The sequence below is a fragment of the Streptomyces sp. NPDC054783 genome (assembly GCF_053611725.1).
Genome location: NZ_JBSHAY010000012.1, coordinates 73,250 through 95,434 on the forward strand (window position 1 = coordinate 73,250; position 22,185 = coordinate 95,434).

General features: G+C 70.5%; 18 protein-coding genes. 6 read left to right on the forward strand and 12 right to left on the reverse strand.

The window, feature by feature from the left end; translation table 11 throughout:
- Window positions 1-137: 137 nt before the first annotated feature.
- From ACWGJ5_RS21950 to ACWGJ5_RS21970, 5 genes are all read left to right on the forward strand, one after another.
- Window positions 138-1,022 (forward strand): methylenetetrahydrofolate reductase, encoded by an 885-nt coding sequence (locus tag ACWGJ5_RS21950; protein WP_453311361.1) that lies wholly within the window; start codon window positions 138-140, stop codon window positions 1,020-1,022.
- A 321-nt stretch (window positions 1,023-1,343) separates the two neighbouring features.
- A complete protein-coding gene (locus ACWGJ5_RS21955; RefSeq protein ID WP_453311362.1) occupies window positions 1,344-2,855 on the forward strand; it encodes an AlkA N-terminal domain-containing protein in 1,512 nt (503 codons plus the stop codon).
- Window positions 2,856-2,866: 11 nt separating this feature from the next.
- Window positions 2,867-3,349, forward strand: coding sequence for a methylated-DNA--[protein]-cysteine S-methyltransferase (locus tag ACWGJ5_RS21960; RefSeq protein WP_453311363.1), 483 nt, complete (start codon window positions 2,867-2,869; stop codon window positions 3,347-3,349).
- Between the two features lie 149 nt (window positions 3,350-3,498).
- On the forward strand, window positions 3,499-4,470 hold the full coding sequence (locus ACWGJ5_RS21965) for a phage baseplate protein (protein WP_453311364.1): 972 nt from the start codon (window positions 3,499-3,501) through the stop codon (window positions 4,468-4,470).
- A 341-nt stretch (window positions 4,471-4,811) separates the two neighbouring features.
- Window positions 4,812-6,233: a selenium-binding protein SBP56-related protein gene (locus ACWGJ5_RS21970; RefSeq protein ID WP_453311365.1), complete on the forward strand. Its 1,422-nt coding sequence runs from the start codon at window positions 4,812-4,814 to the stop codon at window positions 6,231-6,233.
- Window positions 6,234-6,425: 192 nt separating this feature from the next.
- Here the strand turns inward: ACWGJ5_RS21970 and ACWGJ5_RS21975 are convergent, their stop codons facing one another.
- From ACWGJ5_RS21975 to ACWGJ5_RS21985, 3 genes are all read right to left on the reverse strand, one after another.
- Window positions 6,426-7,163: an SIR2 family NAD-dependent protein deacylase gene (locus ACWGJ5_RS21975; protein ID WP_453311366.1), complete on the reverse strand. Its 738-nt coding sequence runs from the start codon at window positions 7,161-7,163 to the stop codon at window positions 6,426-6,428.
- A gap of 527 nt (window positions 7,164-7,690) precedes the next feature.
- Window positions 7,691-8,185 carry an NUDIX domain-containing protein gene (locus ACWGJ5_RS21980; protein ID WP_453311367.1) on the reverse strand — a complete coding sequence of 165 codons (495 nt, stop codon included), beginning with the start codon at window positions 8,183-8,185 and terminating at the stop codon, window positions 7,691-7,693.
- Window positions 8,186-8,213: 28 nt separating this feature from the next.
- Window positions 8,214-9,299, reverse strand: a complete 1,086-nt coding sequence (locus ACWGJ5_RS21985) for an ADP-ribosylglycohydrolase family protein (protein ID WP_453311368.1) — start codon at window positions 9,297-9,299, stop codon at window positions 8,214-8,216.
- Window positions 9,300-9,482: 183 nt separating this feature from the next.
- On the opposite strand from ACWGJ5_RS21985, the gene ACWGJ5_RS21990 reads away from it, so the two are divergent.
- A complete protein-coding gene (locus ACWGJ5_RS21990; protein ID WP_453311504.1) occupies window positions 9,483-10,601 on the forward strand; it encodes a glycerate kinase in 1,119 nt (372 codons plus the stop codon).
- Between the two features lie 221 nt (window positions 10,602-10,822).
- Here ACWGJ5_RS21990 and pssA read toward each other — a convergent pair whose 3' ends face one another.
- The 9 genes from pssA to ACWGJ5_RS22035 all read right to left on the reverse strand — a co-directional run bounded on the left by pssA (window position 10,823) and on the right by ACWGJ5_RS22035 (window position 21,849).
- A complete protein-coding gene (gene pssA, locus ACWGJ5_RS21995; RefSeq protein WP_453311505.1) occupies window positions 10,823-11,644 on the reverse strand; it encodes a CDP-diacylglycerol--serine O-phosphatidyltransferase in 822 nt (273 codons plus the stop codon).
- 22 nt (window positions 11,645-11,666) lie between these two features.
- Window positions 11,667-12,323, reverse strand: a complete 657-nt coding sequence (locus ACWGJ5_RS22000; protein WP_228620641.1) for a phosphatidylserine decarboxylase — start codon at window positions 12,321-12,323, stop codon at window positions 11,667-11,669.
- Between the two features lie 169 nt (window positions 12,324-12,492).
- Entirely contained in the window at window positions 12,493-13,698 is a 1,206-nt protein-coding gene (locus tag ACWGJ5_RS22005; RefSeq protein ID WP_228620643.1) for an acyl-CoA dehydrogenase family protein, read from the reverse strand.
- 4 nt (window positions 13,699-13,702) lie between these two features.
- Entirely contained in the window at window positions 13,703-14,230 is a 528-nt protein-coding gene (locus tag ACWGJ5_RS22010) for a MaoC family dehydratase (protein WP_067303517.1), read from the reverse strand.
- 15 nt (window positions 14,231-14,245) lie between these two features.
- Window positions 14,246-15,208: an HpcH/HpaI aldolase/citrate lyase family protein gene (locus ACWGJ5_RS22015; RefSeq protein WP_453311369.1), complete on the reverse strand. Its 963-nt coding sequence runs from the start codon at window positions 15,206-15,208 to the stop codon at window positions 14,246-14,248.
- A complete protein-coding gene (locus tag ACWGJ5_RS22020; protein WP_453311370.1) occupies window positions 15,205-17,232 on the reverse strand; it encodes a protein meaA in 2,028 nt (675 codons plus the stop codon). Before ACWGJ5_RS22020 ends, ACWGJ5_RS22015 begins: the two co-directional genes overlap by 4 nt.
- A 9-nt stretch (window positions 17,233-17,241) precedes the next feature.
- On the reverse strand, window positions 17,242-18,579 hold the full coding sequence (gene ccrA, locus ACWGJ5_RS22025) for a crotonyl-CoA carboxylase/reductase (protein WP_453311506.1): 1,338 nt from the start codon (window positions 18,577-18,579) through the stop codon (window positions 17,242-17,244).
- Window positions 18,580-19,034: 455 nt separating this feature from the next.
- Window positions 19,035-19,871: a TetR family transcriptional regulator gene (locus ACWGJ5_RS22030; RefSeq protein WP_228620650.1), complete on the reverse strand. Its 837-nt coding sequence runs from the start codon at window positions 19,869-19,871 to the stop codon at window positions 19,035-19,037.
- Window positions 19,872-20,043: 172 nt separating this feature from the next.
- On the reverse strand, window positions 20,044-21,849 hold the full coding sequence (locus ACWGJ5_RS22035) for a 3-hydroxyacyl-CoA dehydrogenase family protein (RefSeq protein ID WP_453311371.1): 1,806 nt from the start codon (window positions 21,847-21,849) through the stop codon (window positions 20,044-20,046).
- Between the last annotated feature and the right edge of the window lie 336 nt (window positions 21,850-22,185).

Sequence of the window (22,185 nt, forward strand, 5' to 3'; positions counted from 1 at the left end):
GCGCGACCGCGTGGCCCTCGTCCCCCCGAGCGGCGGCCCGCCCCAAGGTCGCGCCCCGGCCCACCCCGGGCCGAGGCCTCCGTGGCCCGCGTGACATCATCGGCCGGGGTCCTGGACGCCGTCGTACGAGGAGCACGATGAACCCCGCTCTCACCGCCACCCCGGCGGTCGGTACCGCGCTGCTGGACGATTTCTCGCTGGAGATGACCGGCAAGGACGTGGCCCGCCTGGAGGAGGCGCACGGCAGCATCCCGCGGGGCACCCGGATCAACATCACCTTCCTCGCCGGGGAGGACCTCCGCATGCGGCTGGATGCGGCCCGCGCGGTCAAGCGCCTCGGCTTCGTCCCCGTACCCCACATCTCCGCGCGCCGGCTGCCCTCCCGCGCCGCCCTGGAGGAGTTCCTGTCCGGGCTGGCCGAGGACGGCACCGCCGAGAACGTCTTCGTCGTCGGCGGAGACCCCGCCCGCCCCGAGGGCCCCTACCCGGACGCCCTCACCGTCCTGCGCACCGGCCTGCTCCAGGCCCACGGCGTCCGGCACGTCGGCATCAGCGGCTACCCGGAGGGCCACCCGGCGATAGCCGAGGGCACCCTGTGGTCCGCGCTCACCGACAAGGCGGACGCCCTCGGGGCGCACCCGTTCGGCGGCGATGTCATCACCCAGTTCGGCTTCGACGTCGACCCCGTCCTGCGCTGGCTGGAGGCCGCCCGCGCCCGGGGCGTGCACCTGCCCGTCCGCATCGGCGTGCCCGGACCGGCGGGCGTACGCCGGCTGCTCGGCTACGCCACCCGGTTCGGCGTCGCCACCAGCGCCTCCGTGGCCCGCAAGTACGGCTTCTCGCTGACCAACCTCATGGGTACGACCGGCCCCGACCGCTTCCTGCACGCGCTCGCCCACCGCTACGACCCCGAGCGGCACGGCGCGGTGAAGGTGCACTTCTACACGTTCGGCGGGCTGCGCCACACCGCCGAGTGGATCGACGCGTTCCGGCAGACCGCCTTCACCACGCCCGCCCGGTGAGGCAGCGGCGGTCAGGTCCCCGTCGTCGGCGGACCCGGCCGACGGGGGAACCGAAGCGCTCCGGCAGATTGGCGCACAGTTCCTCGTGCCCGCCGCACCGGTACACCGCGCGCGGTGACGCGGGCCGCGCGCCCGACGGCGCGGCAGCCGTCGCCGCGGGCGTGGCGACCCGGGGAGCAGCAGGGCGGACAGGTGGGGCGACGGTACGAGCGGCTCGCCCCACCGCCTGCCACGGATCGGATCGGCACTTCACCAGGCCCGCGGACGCTGGTGTCGGATTTCCGCCAGCGTTCGCCGTCCCGGGTGGCGGATGCTGGAGGCATGCAGACAGCGACGCACCTCGACCGGGAGCACTGCGTACGTGCCGTGCAGTCCAAGGACGCGCGGTTCGACGGGTGGTTCTTCACGGCCGTCCTGACCACCCGGATCTACTGCCGGCCCAGCTGTCCCGTCGTCCCGCCCAAGCCGGAGAACATGACGTTCTACCCGAGCGCGGCCGCCTGCCAGCAGGCCGGGTTCCGGGCCTGCAAGCGCTGCCGCCCGGACACCAGCCCCGGCTCCCCGGAGTGGAACCAGCGCGCCGACCTGGTGGCCCGCGCCATGCGGCTCATCGTCGACGGTGTCGTGGACCGCCAGGGCGTGCCCGGACTCGCCGACCGGCTCGGTTACAGCACCCGCCAGGTGGAGCGGCAGCTGCTCGCCGAACTGGGCGCGGGTCCCCTCGCGCTCGCCCGCGCCCAGCGCGCCCAGACCGCGCGGCTGCTCATCGAGACCACCCCGCTGCCCATGGCGGAGATCGCCTTCGCGGCCGGTTTCTCCTCCATCCGCACCTTCAACGACACCGTCCGTGAGGTCTTCGCCCTGACCCCGAGCGAGCTGCGCGCCCGCGCGCCGCGGTCCGGGGCCGGCACGCCGGGCGTGCTGAGCCTGCGGCTGCCGTTCCGCGCCCCGCTCAACCCGTCCAACCTCTTCGGCCACCTCGCCGCAACCGCCGTACCCGGCGTCGAGGAGTGGCTCCCCCACTGCCTGAACGGCGCGGGAGGTACCCCCACCGGCGCGTACCGGCGCACGCTGCGCCTGCCGTACGGCCACGGGATCGTCTCGCTCACGCCGTGCCCCGACCACATCGCCTGCCGCCTCACCCTCAGCGATCTGCGCGACCTGCCCGTGGCGATCAGCCGCTGCCGCCGCATGCTCGACCTGGACGCCGACCCCGTCGCCGTCGACGACCGGCTGCGCACCGACCCGCTGCTCGCGCCCCTGGTCGACAAGGCGCCCGGCCGCAGGGTGCCGCGCACGGTCGACGAAGCCGAGTTCGCCGTCCGCGCCGTACTCGGACAGCAGGTCTCCACGGCCGCCGCCCGCACCCACGCGGCCCGCCTGGTCACCGCGCACGGCAAGCCCCTGGACGACCCCGAGGGCGGCCTCACGCACCTGTTCCCCTCTCCCGAGGCCCTCGCCGCCGTGGACCCCGAGACCCTGGCGATGCCCCGCACCCGGCGCACCACCTTGACCACGCTGGTCCGCGAACTCGCCGACGGCAGCCTCCACTTGGGTGTCGAGTCCGACTGGGCCGAGGCCCGCGCCCGTCTCCTCTCCCTGCCCGGCTTCGGACCGTGGACGGTCGACGTCATCGCCATGCGGGCCCTCGGCGACCCCGACGCCTTCCTCCCCACCGACCTCGGCATCCGGCGCGCCGCCCAGGAGCTGGGCCTGCCGGGTACCCCGGCCGCGCTCACCGCCCGCGCCGAGGCCTGGCGCCCCTGGCGGGCGTACGCGGTGCAGTACCTGTGGGCGACCGACAGCCACCCCATCAACTTCCTTCCTGTGTGAGGATCTTCTCGATGAAGCAGCACACCGTCATCGACAGCCCCTACGGTCCCCTCACCCTCGTCGCCGACGACGGCGTCCTGTGCGGCCTCTACATGACCGACCAGCGCCACCGCCCGCCGGAGGAAACCTTCGGCAGCCCGGACGACACGCCCTTCGCCGAGGCCGAGGACCAGCTGGCGGCCTACTTCGCGGGCGAGTTGACCGAGTTCAGCCTCGAACTCCGCCTGAACGGAACCCCGTTCCAGCGCAGCGTCTGGAACCAGCTGACCCGCATCCCCTACGGCGAGACCCGCTCCTACGGCGAACTCGCCGACGCCCTCGGCAACCCCAAGGCGTCCCGCGCGGTGGGCCTTGCCAACGGCAGGAACCCGATCGGCATCATCGTGCCCTGCCACCGGGTCATCGGCGCGGCCGGCGACCTCACCGGATACGGCGGCGGCCTTGACCGCAAGCGCCGGCTGCTGGACTTCGAGCGCGGTACGGCCCTGTTCTGAGCCTGCGTTGTCTTTGTGCAGCCGTTGCACCGGGCGTCCGGCTGTCTCAAACCTGCCACAAACGCGGTGCGACCCGACCCGCTGACACCTCCAGTCGATCTCCATGCGTAGGGTCTTGGGAATCCGTTTACTCTTCCCAGGAGGTTCTCATGGAGTTCAGCTCTGTGTCCCCTACCCGTCGAGGACTTCTGAGTACCGGCGCGGGCGCCTCACTCGCCGCGCTCGGTCTCGGATTCAGCGCCCAGAGCGCATCCGCCGCGGTGAGCACGACCAAGCGTTTCGACCTGGCCAAGCCCTCCTACGACCTGTTCCGCGACAAGGTGCTGCACAGCAAGCGCGTCCAGCAGAGCTTCGCCTTCGACTCGGCCAACAAGCGCCTGTTCGTGGCCGCCAAGCGCTCCGGCAGCCCTGAGTCGGCCGGCGACCTGTGCATCAGCCAGCTCGACTTCCACGGCAACTACAAGTCGTACATGCACCTCAACGGCTTCGGCCACGGCGTCTCCTTCGGCGTTCGCGCGATCGGCGGCGCCAGCTGGCTGTGGATCGAGTGCGAGGCCAACAAGAACGGTTTCGGCACCAAGCTCGCCTTGATCAAGTACCGGCCGGGCACCACCCTCGACGCGTCCTCCACCAGCTTCGGCAGGTTCCAGCCGATCGCCGGCGCCTCGGAGTACACCTGCTCCATCGACCCGGTGTACCAGCGCATGATCGTCCGCTACCACAAGGACGGCGCCAAGCACATCGCCATCTACAAGCTCTCCGACACCGACAGGGGCGACTTCAGCCGGCCGCTCGTCAAGTTCACCCCGCCGGCGATCTCCGGCACCCCGCAGGGCTACACGCTGTACGGCTCGTACATGTACTTCCAGACGGGCGACCACTACTCGTCCACCAACAAGGCTCCCGGCAACACCAAACTCACCAGCATCAATGTGAACACCGGCAGGATCGCTCAGGGTCCGGTCCTCACCAAGGCCGGCTCCACCCTGCACTGGCGCGAGCCCGAGGGCCTCGCCGTCTACCGCACCGACGCGGGCGAGGCCCGCCTCTTCATCGGCTTCGCCACCGGCGACGAGGGCGACCGCCGCTCCAGCATCTTCTACAAGAAGGACCTGGTCTGACAGGGAGGTTGAGCGACACGGCGGTCGAGCTTCTCCGCCTCCGGATCCCGCCGCCACAGGCCGTTCGGCCCGCGGTGGTCCGGGATGCCGCAGTCGCACGGCATCGGTGGCTGTAACAGGGCTCCGACCTGTGTGTTCGCCCCTTCCAGCGGCATCTTGCACGGTCAACCCGAATGGCGGCCGGGAGGCCCGATGCCGCGTTGGCAGTGCTTCGGGGCTGTGAAACGCTGGATTTATGGCATTCACGTCCGGTATCTGCACATCGATCTCGAACGGATGAGGCCGACTGCCTCGCGGGAGTCCCCGAGGTTCCGGACTCCCGTTCGGGACAAGGAACAGCCATGACGACGACGACCGACCACGCCCAGCACAGTGATCCCACCTTGTACCGCACTCCGGCGGACGCCGTCGCGGCACCCCCGGAGAAGCTCGCCTATGTCGTCGGTTTCGACCCGGCCGCACAGCGCGCGGACGCGTTGTTCACCGTCGGTACCGACCCCGAATCCCCTGGCTACGGCCGTGTGGCCTCCCAGAGCGAACTCCCCGGCCGGGGCAACGAACTGCACCACTTCGGCTGGAACGCCTGCTCGAGCGCGCTGGCGCATGCCGGTCATCATCACGCTGCGCGGCGCTACCTCATCGTCCCGGGACTGCGCTCCTCCCGGCTGCACGTCTTCGACACCGGCCCCGATCCCGCCCGCCCACGCCTGGTCAAGGTGGTCGAGCCGGAAGAGCTGGCCGCCAAGGCAGGATATTCGCGGCCCCACACACTCCACTGTGGCCCTGACGGAGTGTTCCTGTCCTGCCTGGGCGGCGCGGACGGTGCGGACGGACCCGGCGGCGTCGCGCTGCTGGACCACGAAACCTTCGACGTGCTGCGTGCCTGGGAGAGCGACCGCGGACCGCAGCGGTTCGCCTACGACCTCTGGTGGCATCTGAGCCAGAACATCGCCATGACCAGCGAGTGGGGGTCCCCCTCGATGTTCGAGAACGGCCTTGTCCCCGAACTGCTGCTGGATCGCCAGTACGGCCACTCACTGCACTTCTGGGAGCTGGACTCCGGCCGGCACCTGCAGCGCGTCGATCTGGGGGACGAGAACCAGATGGTGCTGGAGCTGCGTCCCGCGCACGACCCCGAGGCAACGTGGGGGTTCGCGAACACCGTGGTCAACGTGGAGGATCTGTCGGCGTCCGTGTGGTTGTGGAATCGGGAGGGCGAGGACTTCGTGGTCCGCGAGGTGATCACGATCCCCGCCGAGCCCGCGCACACGCAGGACCTGCCCCCGGCGCTCCAGCCCTTCGGCGCCGTGCCGCCGTTCATCACCGATATCGACCTGTCGGTGGACGACCAGTGGCTGTACGTATCCGCATGGGGAACCGGCGACCTGCTCCAGTACGACGTGAGCGACCCGTTCCGTCCGACGCAGACCGCGTCCGTGCGTCTCGGCGGCGTCGTCGGCCCACAGCCGCATCCCGCCGAGCCGGACGTTCCGCTCACCGGCGGAGCGCAGATGGTCGAGCTCAGCCGCGACGGCGGGCGCGTGTACCTGACGAACTCCTTGTACTCCGCCTGGGACGCGCAGCTCTATCCCGCGGGCATCGACCCGTGGATGGTCAAACTCGACGCCGACACCACCCACGGCGGGCTTTCCATCGACAGCCGTTTCTTCCCGCACGGCCCGGACTTCCTCGGCTTGCGCGTGCACCAGACACGCCTGCAGGGCGGCGACGCATCCTCGGATTCGTACTGCTACCGCCGCTGACCGCCTACGCTCCGCGAGCGCCGGCACCGGATCCGCGGCGGTTGCCGCCCCGGCCTCGAAGAGCGCCAACAGATACCTGACCGCCCGACGCCGGAGCACCGCGCACCCGCCCGGTGCAGCGCATCGAACGCGTCCAGCCGCTACGCGGGCAACAAAGGCACAGCTCAGGGGAAGGCCAAGGCCGAAGGAAGTCTAGAGGGTGCTCTCAACGCTGATCCTGCGCAGGATTCTGGGCAGTGCAGTGCCGATCGGTTCCCGTACGACTTCGTCGGCGCGGTCGTCGTACGGCGTGGGTTCGGCGTTGACGATGACCAGGCGGGCGCCGTGGTCGGCGGCGACGCCTGCGAGGCCGGCGGCGGGCTGTACCTGGAGACTGGTGCCGACGGCGATGAACACCTGGCAGGCCTTGGTGATGGCGACGGCTTCGCCGAGCACCATGGGGTCGAGGCGTTCGCCGAACATGACGGTGGCGGACTTGAGGATGCCGCCGCATTCCCGGCAGGCGGGGTCGTCCTCGCCGGCCTCGACACGGGCGAGAGCGTCCTCCATCGGCCCGCGCGCGTGGCACTGCGTGCAGACGACGCTGCGTGCGGAGCCATGCAGTTCGAGCACCTTGCGGGCAGGCATCCCGGCGAGCTGGTGCAGGCCGTCCACGTTCTGGGTGATGACCCGCACCGGGATGCCGGACTTCTCCAGCTCGGCGACGGCCCGGTGTGCGGTGTTCGGCTCGGCCTGGAGCGTGCGGCTCTTGCGACGCATCTGCCAGGACCGCCGGCGGATCTCCGGATCGCTCATGTAGTACTCGTAGGTGACGAGCTTCTCGGCCTCGGGATCCCGCCGCCACAGCCCGTTCGGACCGCGATAGTCAGGGATTCCGGAATCGGTGGAGATACCTGCGCCACTGAGCACGGCGACGAGGGGCTTGGTCATGCCGTCGAGGGTAGGCCGGGCGGGCGCGGCCCGGCGAACGGATATCCGGCCCCGCGAACGGACAACCGGCCCCGCGAACGGACAGTCCGGCCTCGCGAGAGAGCAGCCCGGCCCCGCGGTGGGCAGCCCGGTCCGCCCCCTCGGCCGAGCGTCGCCCGGCGCGCCGCCGCGACCGAGGCCAGTGCCAGTGCCAGTGCCAGTGCCAGTGCCAGTGCCAGTGCCAGTGCCAGTGCCAGTGCCAGTGCCGGAGCCGCCCAGGCCCGGCCCAGCACCCGTCGGCCGAGCAGCCGCACCCCGAGTACGGCCGCCGCGGCGAGGAGCGTGAGCAGGCAGGACAGGACGATGCCGGCATGGGCGGCGTCGTCCCAGGGCCCGGACGGGGCGGGTCACCGGCGCCGCCCGGCAGAAGAAACCGGCGACGAAGGTCAGCAGCGCCGGTGGCACGGCGAGGACGAGGCGCAGGCAGCCCCGGTCGTCGTCGGCGGGGTCGGGACCGGTGGCGACCGGACCTGTGGGATCCGGGCCGGTCATGCCACCCGGTGGCCGTTCTCCAGTTCCGCCGTGCCGGAGCCGTCCGCGAGGACGTCCAGGGCGGTCAGGACCCGGCGGCCGAGTGCACCGGGGAGGTGGTCGGTGATCTCCTCGTGCGGCACCAGGCGCCAGGACAGCAGCTCCTCCTCCTGCAGCCGGATCGCCTTCAGGTCGGCCTCCGTGAGGACACCGCCGTCGTACAGGTACGCCACCAGCGGAGGCCGGCCGGCGCCGTGCACCCAGTCCACCGACAGCAGCCGGCCCGGCTCCCGGTCGAGGCCGATCTCCTCCAGCGTCTCGCGGCGCGCGCCCTGGCGCGGGGTCTCCCCGTCGTCCGACTCGATCGTGCCGCCCGGAAGCGCCCAGCCCTCGCGGTAGTTGGGCTCGACCAGCAGCACGCGTCCCTCGGCGTCCCGGAAGAGCGCGGCCGCGCCGGCGAGGACTCGGGGCAGGCTCGCGATGTACGCGGCGAAGTCAGGAGTCGTGGTCATTGGGGAAGGGTAACCAGGCGCGGGCCGGCTACGGGCCGGCCGTCGCCAGGCGCAGGGTGCGTTCGGCCAGCGCACTGATCCGTACGCCGTCGAAGCCGAACACCGCGCTCCTGGCCGTGTCCTGGAGCGGGTCCCTCCACTGTGCGGGGATCGCGGCCGCGCCCGTGAGCACCCCGGCCACCGAGCCGGCCGTCGCCCCGTTGGAGTCGGTGTCCAGGCCGCCGCGCACGGTCAGGGCGATGGTCCGGGTGAAGTCGCCGTCGCCGTACAGCAGCCCGGCGGTCAGGACGGCGGCGTTCGGCACGGTGTGGATCCAGCCGAGGCCGGCGGTCTCCGTGGCCAGCGTGGCCAGGGTCTCCTCCCAGGGCAGCCGCGTCTCGTGCAGGGTCATGGCCCGCCGCACGGTACGGGCGAGCCGGCTGCTCGCCGGGATCACGCCGAGCGCCGTGTCGAGTGCGTCCCGCACGGTGGGCGCGGTGAAGGCCGCCGCGATCAGCGCCGCCGCCCACATGGCGCCGTACACGCCGTTGCCGGTGTGCGACAGCACCGCGTCCCGGCGGGCCAGACCGGCGGCGCCGGCCGGGTCGCCGGGGCGGGTCCAGCCGTACACGTCGGCGCGGATCAGCGCGCCGATCCACTCCTGGTACGGGTTGTCGTACGTCGCCGTCAGCGGCGGCTTCAGCCCGTTGGCGAGATTGCGGTACGCCGCCCGTTCCGCGGTGAAGGTCTGCAGATAGGGCAGCCGCAGCAGCCACAGCTCGCCGACCTGCTCGGTGCTGAAGCCGAAGCCGTGCGTCTCCAGCAGGTGAAGACCGAGGATCGCGTAGTCGACGTCGTCGTCGCGCACACTGCCGTGGATCCGGCCGCGCACGCAGTCCCGCCACTCCGGGCGCAGTACGGCGGTCTCGTCCGGGTCGGCGGGCTCGGGGAGGTAGTCGGTGAGCGGCAGCGCCTCGGCCTTGCGCAGATAGCGGTCGATGCGCTCGCGGGTCCACACCTCGCCCTGCTCCACCGGCTTGCCGAGCATGTTGCCCGCGATCCGGCCGAGCCAGCCGCCGTGGATGCGGTCGGCGAGGGCGGGGAGGTCGGCGGTCTGTGGGCGCTGGCTGGTCATGGCTGGGGTCTACCCGTTTTGCACAGGGTCTTCCCAGCCGCTGCCCAGCCTTCGGTCGGTGCATGACGAGGGGGGGCTCCTGCGGTTAAGGTCGCAGCGGCGCGACTGGCCCTGACGTGCGCGGGGCCCGGAGAGCAAGGGGAAAGCAAGGTGGCGGACGCTGCAGTGAACGAGACCCGTCGGGTGCTCATCGCCGCGGACAAGTTCAAGGGCTCGCTGACGGCCGTGCAGGTCGCCGAGCGGGTGACGGCCGGGCTGCGCCGGGTCGTGCCGGACCTCTCGGTCGAGGCGCTGCCCGTGGCCGACGGCGGCGACGGGACCGTGGACGCGGCGGTCGCGGCCGGTTTCGAGCGCCGCGAGGTACGGGTCGCCGGGCCGCTGGGTCAGGAGGTGACCGCCGCGTTCGCGCTGCGCGGCGAGACCGCGGTCGTGGAGATGGCCGAGGCGAGCGGCCTGCAGCGCCTCCCGGCCGGGGTCTTCGCGCCCCTGACGGCCTCCACGTACGGCTCCGGAGAGCTGTTGCGGGCCGCGCTCGACGCGGGCGCCCGGACGATCGTGTTCGGCGTCGGCGGCAGCGCCACGACGGACGGCGGCGCGGGCATGCTGTCCGCGCTGGGCGCGCGCTTTGTGAACGAGAGCGGCGAGCCGGTGTCGCCGGGCGGCGGCGGCCTGGCGGAACTCGCGCGCGCCGACCTGTCCGGCCTGGACCCGCGCCTGTCCTCGGTGGAGCTGGTGCTGGCCAGCGACGTCGACAATCCGCTGACCGGGCCGAAGGGCGCGCCGGCGGTGTACGGCCCGCAGAAGGGCGCCTCACCGGAGGACGTGGACACCCTGGACGCGGCCCTCGCGCACTTCGCCAAGGTGCTGGAGGCAGAGGCGGGGCCGCGCGCGGCGGCGTACGCGGCGTCGCCGGGCGCGGGCGCGGCGGGCGGCATCGGCTACGGCGCGCTGCTCCTGGGCGCCCGTTTCCGGGCCGGTATCGAGGTCATGCTGGACGTGCTGGGCTTCGCGCCCGCGCTGGAGCGGGCCGCGCTGGTGATCACCGGCGAGGGGTCGCTGGACGAGCAGACGCTGCACGGGAAGGCGCCGGCGGGTGTGGCCGCGGCGGCGCGGGCCGCGGGCAAGGAGGTCGTCGCGGTGTGCGGCCGGCTCGCCCTGTCCGCGGAGGCGCTGCAGCGGGCCGGGATCCGGCAGGCGTACCCGCTCACCTCGGTCGAGCCGGACGTGGCGCGGTGCGTCGCGGAGGCCGGTCCGATCCTCGAGGACGTGGCGGAGAGGATCGCGCGGGACCGGCTGGCGTGAGCGGGCGCCTCCCGGCGGGCCGGCGGGGCGCGGCCACGTCAGGGGCGTCAGCTCTCCGTCCGCGCCACGGAAACCGTCCTCTCCTCTGTGGACCGCTGCAACTCGGCTGGGACCAGGGGTAGTTGAGGGGAAACGGGGATGCGGGGCAGACCTTGAACGCAAAACGGGTGTGGCCCGAGCCACAAGGGCCCGGGCCACACCCGTCAGTGCCGAGATGAGCGTCAGGGCAGCTGCGTCGCCCGCGCCTCCCGGCGGTTGTCGCGGAAGTTGTTCACTCGCCGAGCCGTGGCGAACAACGGAATCACCGCGCCCATGACCAGCTGCAGCGCACAGCCCGTCTGCAGCAGCAGCTGCCCGCTGGGCGCGTCGAAGGCCCAGGCCGCCAGCAGGCCCATCGACAGCACGATCCAGGCCAGCATGGCCCCGGCCAGGCGCCCCCTGGGCTTCGGGTACTCCACCCGGCTCACCATCAGCCACGCCGTACCCAGGATCGCCAGCAGCGTCGCCACGAAGGGCAGCTCCAGCAGGACGATGGAGACCACCGTCAGCGCCCCGAACGGGCTGGGCATGCCCTGGAACATGCCGTCCTTCATGGTCACGCACGAGAAGCGGGCCAGGCGCAGGACGACGGCCAGGAGCACCACGATTGCCCCGAGCGCCGCCATTCTCTGGTGTGCGTCGTCCGCGACCATGCCGTAGACGAGGACGAAGTACGCGGGCGCGAGCCCGAAGCTGATCAGGTCGGAGAGGTTGTCCAGCTCCGCGCCCATGGGGGAGGAGCGCAGCTTGCGGGCCACCAGTCCGTCGAACAGGTCGAAGACGGCGGCACAGAGCATCAGGATGACGGCCGTGGCGGCGCTGTGCCGCGCCATGCCCGCGGACTCGTCGTTTCCGGTCAGGTGCGGGATCAGGATGCCGGTGGTGGTGAAGTACACCGCCATGAACCCGCAGGTGGCGTTGCCCAGGGTGAGGGTGTCCGCTATCGACAGACGGAGAGAGAGGGGCATCTCCTCCTCTTCGTCCACTTCGTCGGCCTCGGGCACCCAGCCGGCCTGGGTCTCCGGATCAATCACGGTCAATGCGAGTCACCCCAGCCACGGTCTTCTGTCCGACCTCGACAGCGACCTCCACGCCCTCGGGCAGGTAGAGGTCGACACGCGAGCCGAAGCGGATCAGACCAATACGGTCGCCCTGCTCGACCTTCGTGCCCGCGGGGATGTAGGGCACGATGCGGCGGGCCACCGCGCCGGCGATCTGGATCATCTCGATGTCGCCGAGTTCGGTGTCGAAATGCCAGACTACGCGCTCGTTGTTCTCGCTCTCCTTATTGAAAGCCGGAACAAAGCCGCCGGGGATGTGCTCGACGGACGTCACCGTGCCCGCGAGGGGCGCGCGGTTGACGTGGACGTTCAGCGGGCTCATGAAGATCGCGACGCGGGTGCGCCCGTCCTTCCAGGGCATGATGCTCTGCACCACACCGTCGGCGGGCGAGATCACCCGGCCGGAGCCGATCTCGCGCTCGGGGTCGCGGAAGAACCACAGCATGCCCGCGGCGAGCGCGGTGGCGGGCACGGCCACGGCCTTGGCCGCGCCGGAGCGGCGGGCCCGGGCGAGGCTGAGGGCTGCGGTGGCGACGGTCGGGAGAAGCCACGGCGATGCTCCGCGCGCGAGGCGTACGCCGGCTCGGCTGTCGCGAGGTGCAGAGGTTTGGCTGTGGGGCATGGATGACCTTCGTAGCGGATGATGCCGCGCAAGACGGGGGACGGCGGCTTTCCGGGGATCGTACCGGTCGCGGGCTGCAACTGGGCAAGCCAGGCTGCCGAGTCGGCGGCCGAAGTACGTCTACGGGGTGTGATCTTCTTCTCGAAGAAAACACCCCGTATCCGGACAATCAGCCCTGGAACCGATACTCTTCGAGCAGCCTGCGACCGATGATCATTTTCTGGATCTCGGCGGTGCCTTCACCGATGAGCAGCATCGGGGCCTCCCGGTAGAGGCGCTCGATCTCGTATTCCTTGGAGAAACCGTACCCGCCGTGGATGCGGAAGGCGTCCTCCACGACCTCCTTGCAGTACTCGGAGGCCAGGTACTTCGCCATGCCCGCCTCGAGATCGTTTCGCTCTCCCGAGTCCTTTTTGCGCGCGGCGTTGACCATCATCGCATGCGCGGCCTCGACCTTGGTCGCCATCTCCGCCAGCTTGAACTGGATGGCCTGGTGCTGGGCGATCGGCTTGCCGAAGGTGTGCCGCTGCTGGGCGTACTGGACGCCGAGCTCGAAGGCGCGCTGGGCGACGCCGCAGCCGCGCGCCGCCACGTTGACCCGGCCGACCTCGACGCCGTCCATCATTTGGTAAAAACCTCGGCCGGTGACGCCGCCGAGCACCCGATCGGCCGGTACCCGCAGGCCGTCCATGATCAGCTCGGTCGTGTCGACGCCCTTGTAGCCCATCTTCTCGATCTTGCCGGGGATGGTCAGACCCGGTCGGACCTCGCCGAAGCCCGGCTCCTTCTCGATCAGGAAGGTGGTCATCGACTTGTGGGGTGCCGTGCCCTCGGCGTGTCCTTCGTCACTCCGGACCAGGACGGCCACGAGGGAGGACGTGCCGCCGTTCGTCAGCCACATCTTCTGGCCGTTGAGGACGTACTCGTCGCCGTCCTTGACCGCCTTCGACGTGATCGCCGACACATCGGAGCCCAGGCCCGGCTCCGACATCGAGAAGGCGCCCCGGATGTCACCGGCCGCCATCCTCGGCAGGAAGTGGTCCTTCTGCTCCTGCGTGCCGTGCTGCTTGAGCATGTACGCGACGATGAAGTGGGTGTTGATGATGCCGGACACGGACATCCAGCCGCGGGCGATCTCCTCCACGCACAGCGCGTAGGTGAGCAGCGACTCGCCCAGACCCCCGTACTCCTCGGGGATCATCAGACCGAACAGGCCGAGTTCCTTCAGGCCGTCCACGATCTGCTGCGGGTACTCGTCGCGGTGCTCCAGCTCCGTCGCGACAGGAATGATCTCCTTGTCGACAAAGTCCCGGACGGTGGAGAGGATCTCCTGCTGGACGTCGGTCAGACCGGCGGTCTGGGCGAGACGGGCCATGGCTCTACTTCTCCGTGTTCTTTTCCGCAGGTGCGGTCAGCTCCGGGCGGCCGGGCTGCTCGCCGCCGCGCTCCTTGATGTACGTCTCGGTCGGCACCATCACCTTGCGGCGGAACACGCAGACCAGCGTGCCGTCCTGCTTGTAGCCCTTGGTCTCGACGTAGACGATCCCGCGGTCGTTCTTCGACTTGGACGGCCACTTGTCGAGCACGGTCGTCTCGCCGTAGATCGTGTCGCCGTGGAAGGTCGGCGCCACGTGCTTCAGCGACTCGATCTCCAGGTTGGCGATGGCCTTGCCGGAGATGTCCGGGACGGACATGCCGAGCAGCAGGGAGTAGATGTAGTTCCCGACGACGACGTTCTTGCCGAAGTCCGTCGTCTTCTCCGCATAGTTGGTGTCCATGTGGAGCGGGTGGTGGTTCATGGTGAGGAGACAGAACAGGTGGTCGTCGTACTCCGTGACCGTCTTGCCCGGCCAGTGCTTGTACGTCGCCCCGACCTCGAACTCCTCGTAGGTGCGTCCGAACTGCATCGCGCTCAGGGCTCCTTAGCTGGCGGGGATCTCGAACTTCGACGTGCGCTGCATGCCGGCGGCCCGGCCCTTGCCCGAGACGACCAGAGCCATCTTGCGGCTGGCTTCGTCGATCATCTCGTCGCCGAGCATCGCGGAGCCCTTCTTGCCGCCCGCCTCGGACGTGTAGTAGTCGTACGCGTCCAGGATCAGCTCGGCGTGGTCGTAGTCCTCCTGGGAGGGCGAGAAGATCTCGTTGGACGCCTCGACCTGGCCCGGGTGCAGCACCCACTTGCCGTCGAAGCCGAGGGCGGCGGCGCGCTGGGCGACCTCACGGTAGCCGTCGACGTTGCGGATCTGCAGGTAGGGGCCGTCGATCGCCTGGAGGTTGTTGGCGCGGGCGGCCATCAGGATCTTCATCAGGATGTAGTGGTAGGCGTCCGCCGGGTAGCCGGGCGGCTGCTCGCCCACGACGAGGGACTTCATGTTGATGGAGGCCATGAAGTCGGCCGGGCCGAAGATGATGGTCTCGACGCGCGGGGAGGCCTGCGCGATCTCGTTGACGTTGTTCAGGCCCTGCGCGTTCTCGATCTGCGCCTCGATACCGATCCGGCCGACCTCGAAGCCCATCGTCTTCTCGATCTGGGTCAGCAGGAGGTCGAGCGCGACGACCTGCTGGGCGTTCTGCACCTTCGGCAGCATGATGCAGTCCAGGTTCGGGCCCGCGCCCTCGACCACCGTGACGACATCGCGGTACGTCCACTCGGTCGTCCAGTCGTTGACGCGCACGACGCGCGTCTTGCCCGTCCAGTCGCCCTCGTTGAGGAACTTGACGATGGTGTGCCGCGCCTCGGGCTTGGCGAGCGGCGCGCAGGCGTCCTCCAGGTCCAGGAAGACCTGGTCCGCCGGGAGGCCCTGCGCCTTCTCCAGGAAGCGCGGGTTCGAGCCCGGCACGGCCAGGCAGGAGCGCCGCGGGCGAAGGCGGTTGACGGTCGTCATGCGGGGACCTCCAGAGGGTCGAGCTTGTTCGCTTTCCGGATCTCGTCGACGATTCGGCCGATGATTCCGGTGATGTCGAAGTCCTTCGGGGTGAAGACGGCAGCCACTCCGGCGGCCCGCAGCTGCTCGGCGTCACCGTTGGGGATGATGCCACCTGCGATCACGGGTATATCTGTGGCACCGGCCACACGCAGCCGTTGGAGCACGTCCGGCACCAGCTGGGCGTGCGAGCCGGACAGGATCGACAGCCCGACCGCGTGCACGTCCTCCGCGAGGGCGGCGTCCACGATCTGTTCGGGCGTCAGCCGGATGCCCTGGTAGACCACCTCGAAGCCGGCGTCACGCGCGCGTACGGCGATCTGCTCGGCGCCGTTGGAGTGCCCGTCCAGGCCCGGCTTGCCGACCAGGAAGCGCAGCTTGCCGACGCCCAGTTCGCGGGCGGTGGCGTCCACCTTGGCGCGGACCTCGGCGAGCGCGGAGCCCGGCTCGGCGGCGACGGCCACCGGCGCGGAGGAGACCCCGGTGGGCGCCCGGAACTCGCCGAACACCTCGCGCAGCGCGCCCGCCCACTCGCCGGTCGTGACCCCGGCGCGGGCGCACTCCAGCGTGGCCTCCATCAGGTTGTCGGTGCCCTTGGCGGCCTCCTTCAGCCGCTCCAGCGCCTTGCAGGGACGCGGATGGTTGAAGGGCGGCTGGTAGCGACTGTCGCGCCAGTTCTGCAGCCCGGCGATGACGCGGGCCTCGACCGCCGGGTCGACCGTCATGATCGCGGTGTCCAGGTCGGCCGTGAGCGGGTTCGGCTCGGTGCCCTCGAAGGCGTTGACACCGATGATCTTCTCCTCGCCGGACTCGATCCGGGCCCGGCGCTCGGCGTGCGAGGAGACCAGCTGGGACTTCAGGTAGCCGGACTCCACCGCGGCCATCGCGCCGCCCATCTCCTGGATCCGGTCGATCTCCGCGAGGGCGTCCGTGACCAGCTGGTCCACCTTCGCCTCGATCACCTTCGAGCCCTCGAAGATGTCCTCGTACTCCAGCAGGTCGCTCTCGTAGGCCAGCACCTGCTGGATGCGCAGCGACCACTGCTGGTCCCACGGCCGGGGCAGACCGAGGGCCTCGTTCCAGGCGGGCAGCTGCACGGCACGCGCGCGTGCGTCCTTCGACAGCGTCACCGCCAGCATCTCCAGCACGATCCGCTGGACGTTGTTCTCCGGCTGGGCCTCCGTCAGGCCCAGCGAGTTGACCTGGACGCCGTAGCGGAACCGGCGCTGCTTGGTGTCCTCGATGCCGTACCGCTCGCGGGTGACCTTGTCCCAGATGCGGCCGAACGCGCGCATCTTGCACATCTCCTCGATGAAGCGGACGCCCGCGTTCACGAAGAAGGAGATGCGGGCGACCACATCGCCCATGCGCTCCTGCGGCACCTGGCCGGAGTCGCGCACGGCGTCCAGGACGGCGATCGCGGTGGACATCGCGTACGCGATCTCCTGCACCGGCGTGGCCCCGGCCTCCTGCAGGTGGTAGCTGCAGATGTTGATCGGGTTCCACTTCGGGATGTGGGAGACCGTGTACGCGATCATGTCCGTCGTCAGGCGGAGCGACGGTCCCGGCGGGAAGACGTGCGTCCCCCGGGACAGGTACTCCTTGACGATGTCGTTCTGGGTCGTGCCCTGGAGCTTGGTGATGTCCGCGCCCTGCTCCTCGGCGACGACCTGGTAGAGCGCCAGCAGCCACATGGCGGTGGCGTTGATCGTCATCGAGGTGTTCATCTGCTCCAGGGGGATGTCCTGGAACAGCCGGCGCATGTCACCCAGGTGCGCGACGGGCACGCCGACCCGGCCGACCTCGCCACGGGCGAGGATGTGGTCGGGGTCGTAGCCGGTCTGCGTCGGCAGGTCGAACGCCACCGACAGGCCGGTCTGGCCCTTGGCGAGGTTGCGCCGGTACAGCTCGTTGGACGCCTCCGCCGTCGAGTGGCCGGCGTACGTCCGCATGAGCCACGGACGGTCCTTCTGACGCTCTGTCATCTATGGCTCTCAGACGTTGCGGAAGCGGTTGATGGCGTCGAGGTGCTTGGCGCGCATCTCCTCGTCGCGCACGCCGAGGCCTTCCTCGGGGGCGAGGCACAGCACGCCGACCTTGCCCTGGTGCAGGTTGCGGTGGACGTCGTAGGCGGCCTGGCCGGTGTCTTCGAGGGAGTAGACCTTCGACAGGGTCGGGTGGATCTTGCCCTTGGCGATGAGGCGGTTGGCCTCCCAGGCCTCGCGGTAGTTGGCGAAGTGGGAGCCGATGATCCGCTTCAGGGACATCCACAGGTAGCGGTTGTCGTACTCGTGCATGTAGCCCGAGGTCGAGGCGCAGGTGGTGATGGTGCCGCCCTTGCGGGTGACGTAGACGCTCGCGCCGAAGGTCTCGCGGCCGGGGTGTTCGAAGACGATGTCGATGTCCTCGCCGCCGGTGAGCTCGCGGATGCGCTTGCCGAAGCGCTTCCACTCCTTCGGGTCCTGGGTGTTCTCGTCCTTCCAGAACTTGTAGCCCTCGGCGTTGCGGTCGATGATCGCCTCGGCGCCCATGGACCGGCAGATGTCGGCCTTCTGGTCGCTGGAGACGACACAGATGGGGTTGGCGCCGCCGGCGAGGGCGAACTGGGTGGCGTACGAGCCGAGACCGCCGCTCGCGCCCCAGATGAGCACGTTGTCGCCCTGCTTCATCCCGGCGCCGTTGCGGGAGACCAGCTGGCGGTAGGCGGTGGAGTTGACCAGGCCCGGGGCCGCGGCCTCCTCCCAGCTGAGGTGCCCCGGCTTCGGCATCAGCTGGTTGGACTTCACCAGCGCGACCTCGGCGAGGCCGCCGAAGTTGGTCTCGAAGCCCCAGATGCGCTGCTCGGGGTCGAGCATGGTGTCGTTGTGGCCGTCGGAGGACTCCAGCTCGACCGACAGGCAGTGGGCGACGACCTCGTCACCGGGCTTCCAGGCGTTGACGCCGGGGCCGGTGCGCAGGACGACGCCCGCGAGGTCGGAGCCGATGATGTGGTACGGCAGGTCGTGCCGGCGGGTCAGCTCGCTGAGCTTGCCGTAGCGCTCCAGGAAGCCGAACGTCGGCAGCGGCTCGAAGATCGAGGTCCACACCGAGTTGTAGTTGACGGACGAGGCCATGACGGCCACCAGGGCCTCGCCCGGGCCCAGCTCGGGCACGGGAACGTCGTCCAGGTGGATCGACTTGCGCGGGTCCTTGTCGCGGGTCTGAAGGCCCGCGAACATCTCCGTCTCGTCCTTGTGCACGGTGATCGCGCGGTACGACTCGGGGAGCGGCAGGGCGGCGAAGTCGGCGGACGTGGCGTCCTTCGACTGGATCGCGTCCAGGATGTCCTTCACGGTCACGGTGTTGCCTCCGGCGGTGAGCGCCCTGAGGGAGGGGCGCTGAGGGTTCGTCGGTGCTGCTGCTTGGGAGTGCTGCTGAGGGTTTTGGGAGGGTGCCGTCGGTTCGGCTCGGTGGTGCTTCGGCAGCGCTTTGTGGCGCGGGAGGTTGCCTGTGACGCAGGCGTCCGGGCGCGAGGGCCATGGCCCTTGGGGACAGCCGGCGAGCGAATGGTCTCTGCTCGCCGGCCGCCCGGACACCTTCAACGTATGACACCGCGTGTCAGGCGGCAAGGCACTGAGTGCCAGAAATTTGGCTCAGGTGAAATCTTTACGTAACAAATGAGCGATGATCGATCGAACGGGCTCTGAAATCTCCTCGAAATCGGGTCCTGACATGGCAAAACGGCCACCCGGTCGGGTGGCCGTCGTCACAGCGGGGAAGCGAGGCTCGGGCTCCTCCCGAGCCTCGCTCAGCGCTCCTTCAGTGCTTCCTCGATGGTCCGCATGACCTCGTCCAGCGGAGCGTCGGTGCGGGCGACCGTGACGAGCACCTCGCCGTGCGCCGAGGCCGTCGCCGGGGCGGTGGAAGCCGGCTGGGGGGCCGGGCCGCGACCGGCGCCGATGCCGGTGCCGAACGTCTTCCGGACGATCGCGAAGGCGTGGTCGAGCTGCGCCTCGACGTCGCCCTGGCCGCCCGCCCGCAGCCAGCGCCTGAGGACGTGGTTGTGGGCGGTGACGACCGCGGAGGCGGCCACCTCCGCCAGCAACGGGTCGTCGTTGGCGTCGTCGGCGTGCGCGTGCTCGTCGAAGTGGCCCAGGAGGTAGCGCGTGAACAGGCGCTCGTAGCGGGCCACCGAGGCGATCTCGGCCTCCCTGAGGGTCGGCACCTCGCGGGTGAGCTTGTAGCGGGCGACCGAGATCTCCGGGGCGCCCGCGTACATCCTCATGACTTCCTTGATGCCCCGGCACACCGTGTCGAGCGGGTGCTCGTGCGCGGGGGCCGCGTTGAGCACCGCCTCGGCGCGGATCAGGGTGTCGTCGTGGTCCGGGAAGATCGCCTCTTCCTTGGAGCGGAAGTGGCGGAAGAAGGTGCGGCGGGCGACTCCGGCGGCGGCCGCGATCTCGTCGACGGTGGTCGCCTCGTACCCCTTGGTCGCGAACAGCTCCATCGCTGCTGCCGCCAGTTCTCGGCGCATCTTGAGCCGCTGGGCGGCGGCGCGACTGCCTGCGGCACTTTCCGGCGCGTCGGGCGTAGCTGGTGTACGTGAGGACTTGGCGGGCTGGGACATGACCCGAACGTACTGCATGTGCCCAGTTCGGTGCGCGGGCGAGGGGTTTTCCCCGACCCGGGAACTCTCCCCGCCCCGGGAGCCTCCCCCGGCCCGGGAGGTCCCCCCGCCCCAGGAGGGCGGGGGAACGTCCGCGGGGCCGAGCAGTCCGCCCCAGTCCGTCTCCGCGTGGGACCAGTCGCCGCCGCCGTCAGCGGCGGGCATACTCGCGGAAGCCGCGGCCGGTCTTGCGGCCGAGGCAGCCCGCGGCCACCAGGTGCTCCAGCAGCGGGGCCGGGGCGAGACCGGGGTCGCGGAACTCGCGGTGCAGGACCTTCTCGATGGCCAGCGAGACGTCCAGGCCGACCACGTCCAGCAGCTCGAAGGGACCCATCGGGTAGCCGCCGCCGAGCTTCATCGCCGCGTCGATGTCGTCCAGGGACGCGTAGTGCTCCTCGAGCATCTTGATCGCGTTGTTGAGGTACGGGAACAGCAGCGCGTTCACGATGAAACCGGCCCGGTCGCCGCAGTCCACAGCGTGCTTCTTGATCTTCGCGCAGACCTCGCGGACGGTCGCGTGGACGTCGTCGCCGGTCAGCACGGTCCGCACGACCTCGACCAGCTTCATCGCCGGCGCCGGGTTGAAGAAGTGCATGCCGATGACGTCCTGCGGGCGCGAGGTGGCACGGGCGCAGGCCACGACGGGCAGCGAGGAGGTGGTGGTGGCGAGGACCGCGCCGGGCTTGCAGACCTTGTCCAGCGTGGCGAACAGCTGCCGCTTGATCTCCAGGTCCTCGGCAATCGCCTCGACGGCCAGGTCGACCTCGGCGAAGGCGTCGTAGGACCCGGCCGGGGTGATCCGGTCCAGGATCTGCGCGGCGGCCTCGGCGGTCAGCCGCCCCTTGTCGACAGAGCGTGAAAGCGACTTGCCGATCCGGGCCTTGGCGCCCTGGGCCTTCTCCTCGCTGCGGGCGGCCAGCACGACGTCGTAGCCCGCCTTGGCGAACACCTCGGCGATGCCGGAGGCCATGGTGCCGGAGCCGGCGACGCCGACCGAGCGGACCTCGCGCCCCTGGCCCGCCGCGGCGTCCGCCGCCGGGGTCAGCGCGTCCGGCACGACCGTGGCGCTGCCCGGCGCCTCGTAGGTGTAGAAGCCGCGCCCGGACTTGCGGCCGGTCAGGCCCGCCTCGCTGAGCTGCTTCAGGATCGGGGCGGGGGCGTGCAGCCGGTCGCGGGACTCGGCGTACATGGCTTCCAGGACCGTACGCGCGGTGTCGATGCCGATCAGGTCCAGCAGCGCGAGCGGACCCATCGGCAGGCCGCAGCCGAGCCGCATCGCCGCGTCGATGTCCTCGCGGGAGGCGTACCGGGCCTCGTACATCGCGGCGGCCTGGTTGAGGTAGCCGAACAGCAGGCCGTCGGCGACGAAACCGGGGCGGTCGCCGACCGCGACCGGCTCCTTGCCCAGCTCGATCGCGAGGTCGGTGACGGCGGCGACGGCGCCCGGCGCGGTCAGCACCGAGGAGACGATCTCGACCAGCTTCATGGCCGGGGCCGGGTTGAAGAAGTGCAGGCCGAGCACGCGCTCGGGGCGGGCCGAGTCGGCGGCGAGGCGGGTGACGGACAGGGCGTTGGTGCCGGTCGCGAGGATCGTCTCCGGGCGGACGATGCCGTCCAGCTCGCGGAGGATCTGGTGCTTGATCTCGTACGACTCCGGGGCCACCTCGATGACGAGGTCGGCGTCGGCGGCCGCCGAAAGGTCGGTGGAGGTGCGGACCCGGGCCAGGACGTCGGTGCGCTCCTGCTCGGTGAGCCGGCCGCGCTCCACACAGTGGGCGGTGCGGGCCTCCAGGGCGGCGACGTACCTCGTGGCCTGGGCCTCGCTGATGTCGATGCCGATCACCTCGCGGCCCGCCTTGGCGAGGACCTCGGTGATGCCGGTGCCCATGGTGCCGAGGCCGACGACGGCGATCGTCTTGAGCGGGGACAGGGCTGAGTCGGAAAGGGGAGTGGCCATCGCGGGACTCCAGGAATGAGGGTGACGACGAGGAGCGCGCCGGGGTGCGCCGAGTGGCGCACCGCGGAGCGGAAAGGGATGCGGGTGTTGCCGGGCTGCGAGCGCACACGCCCGGTGCTGCCGGTGCCACGGGCGCTGCACACGCCCACCGAAGGCCATCGGCAGGAATCCGACCGGCCCTGTCCCGGAGCCGGGTCGTACTGCGGTACGTCGTACCGAACCGACCACGCTCACCACGGCTGCGTCACCAAACCGTCGCGAGCGGAAGTGCGAGTGGGTAACTCGCTCGTCTGAGCTTAACCCGCGAGTAACGAGCGCGCCAGACCTGAGTCCGGC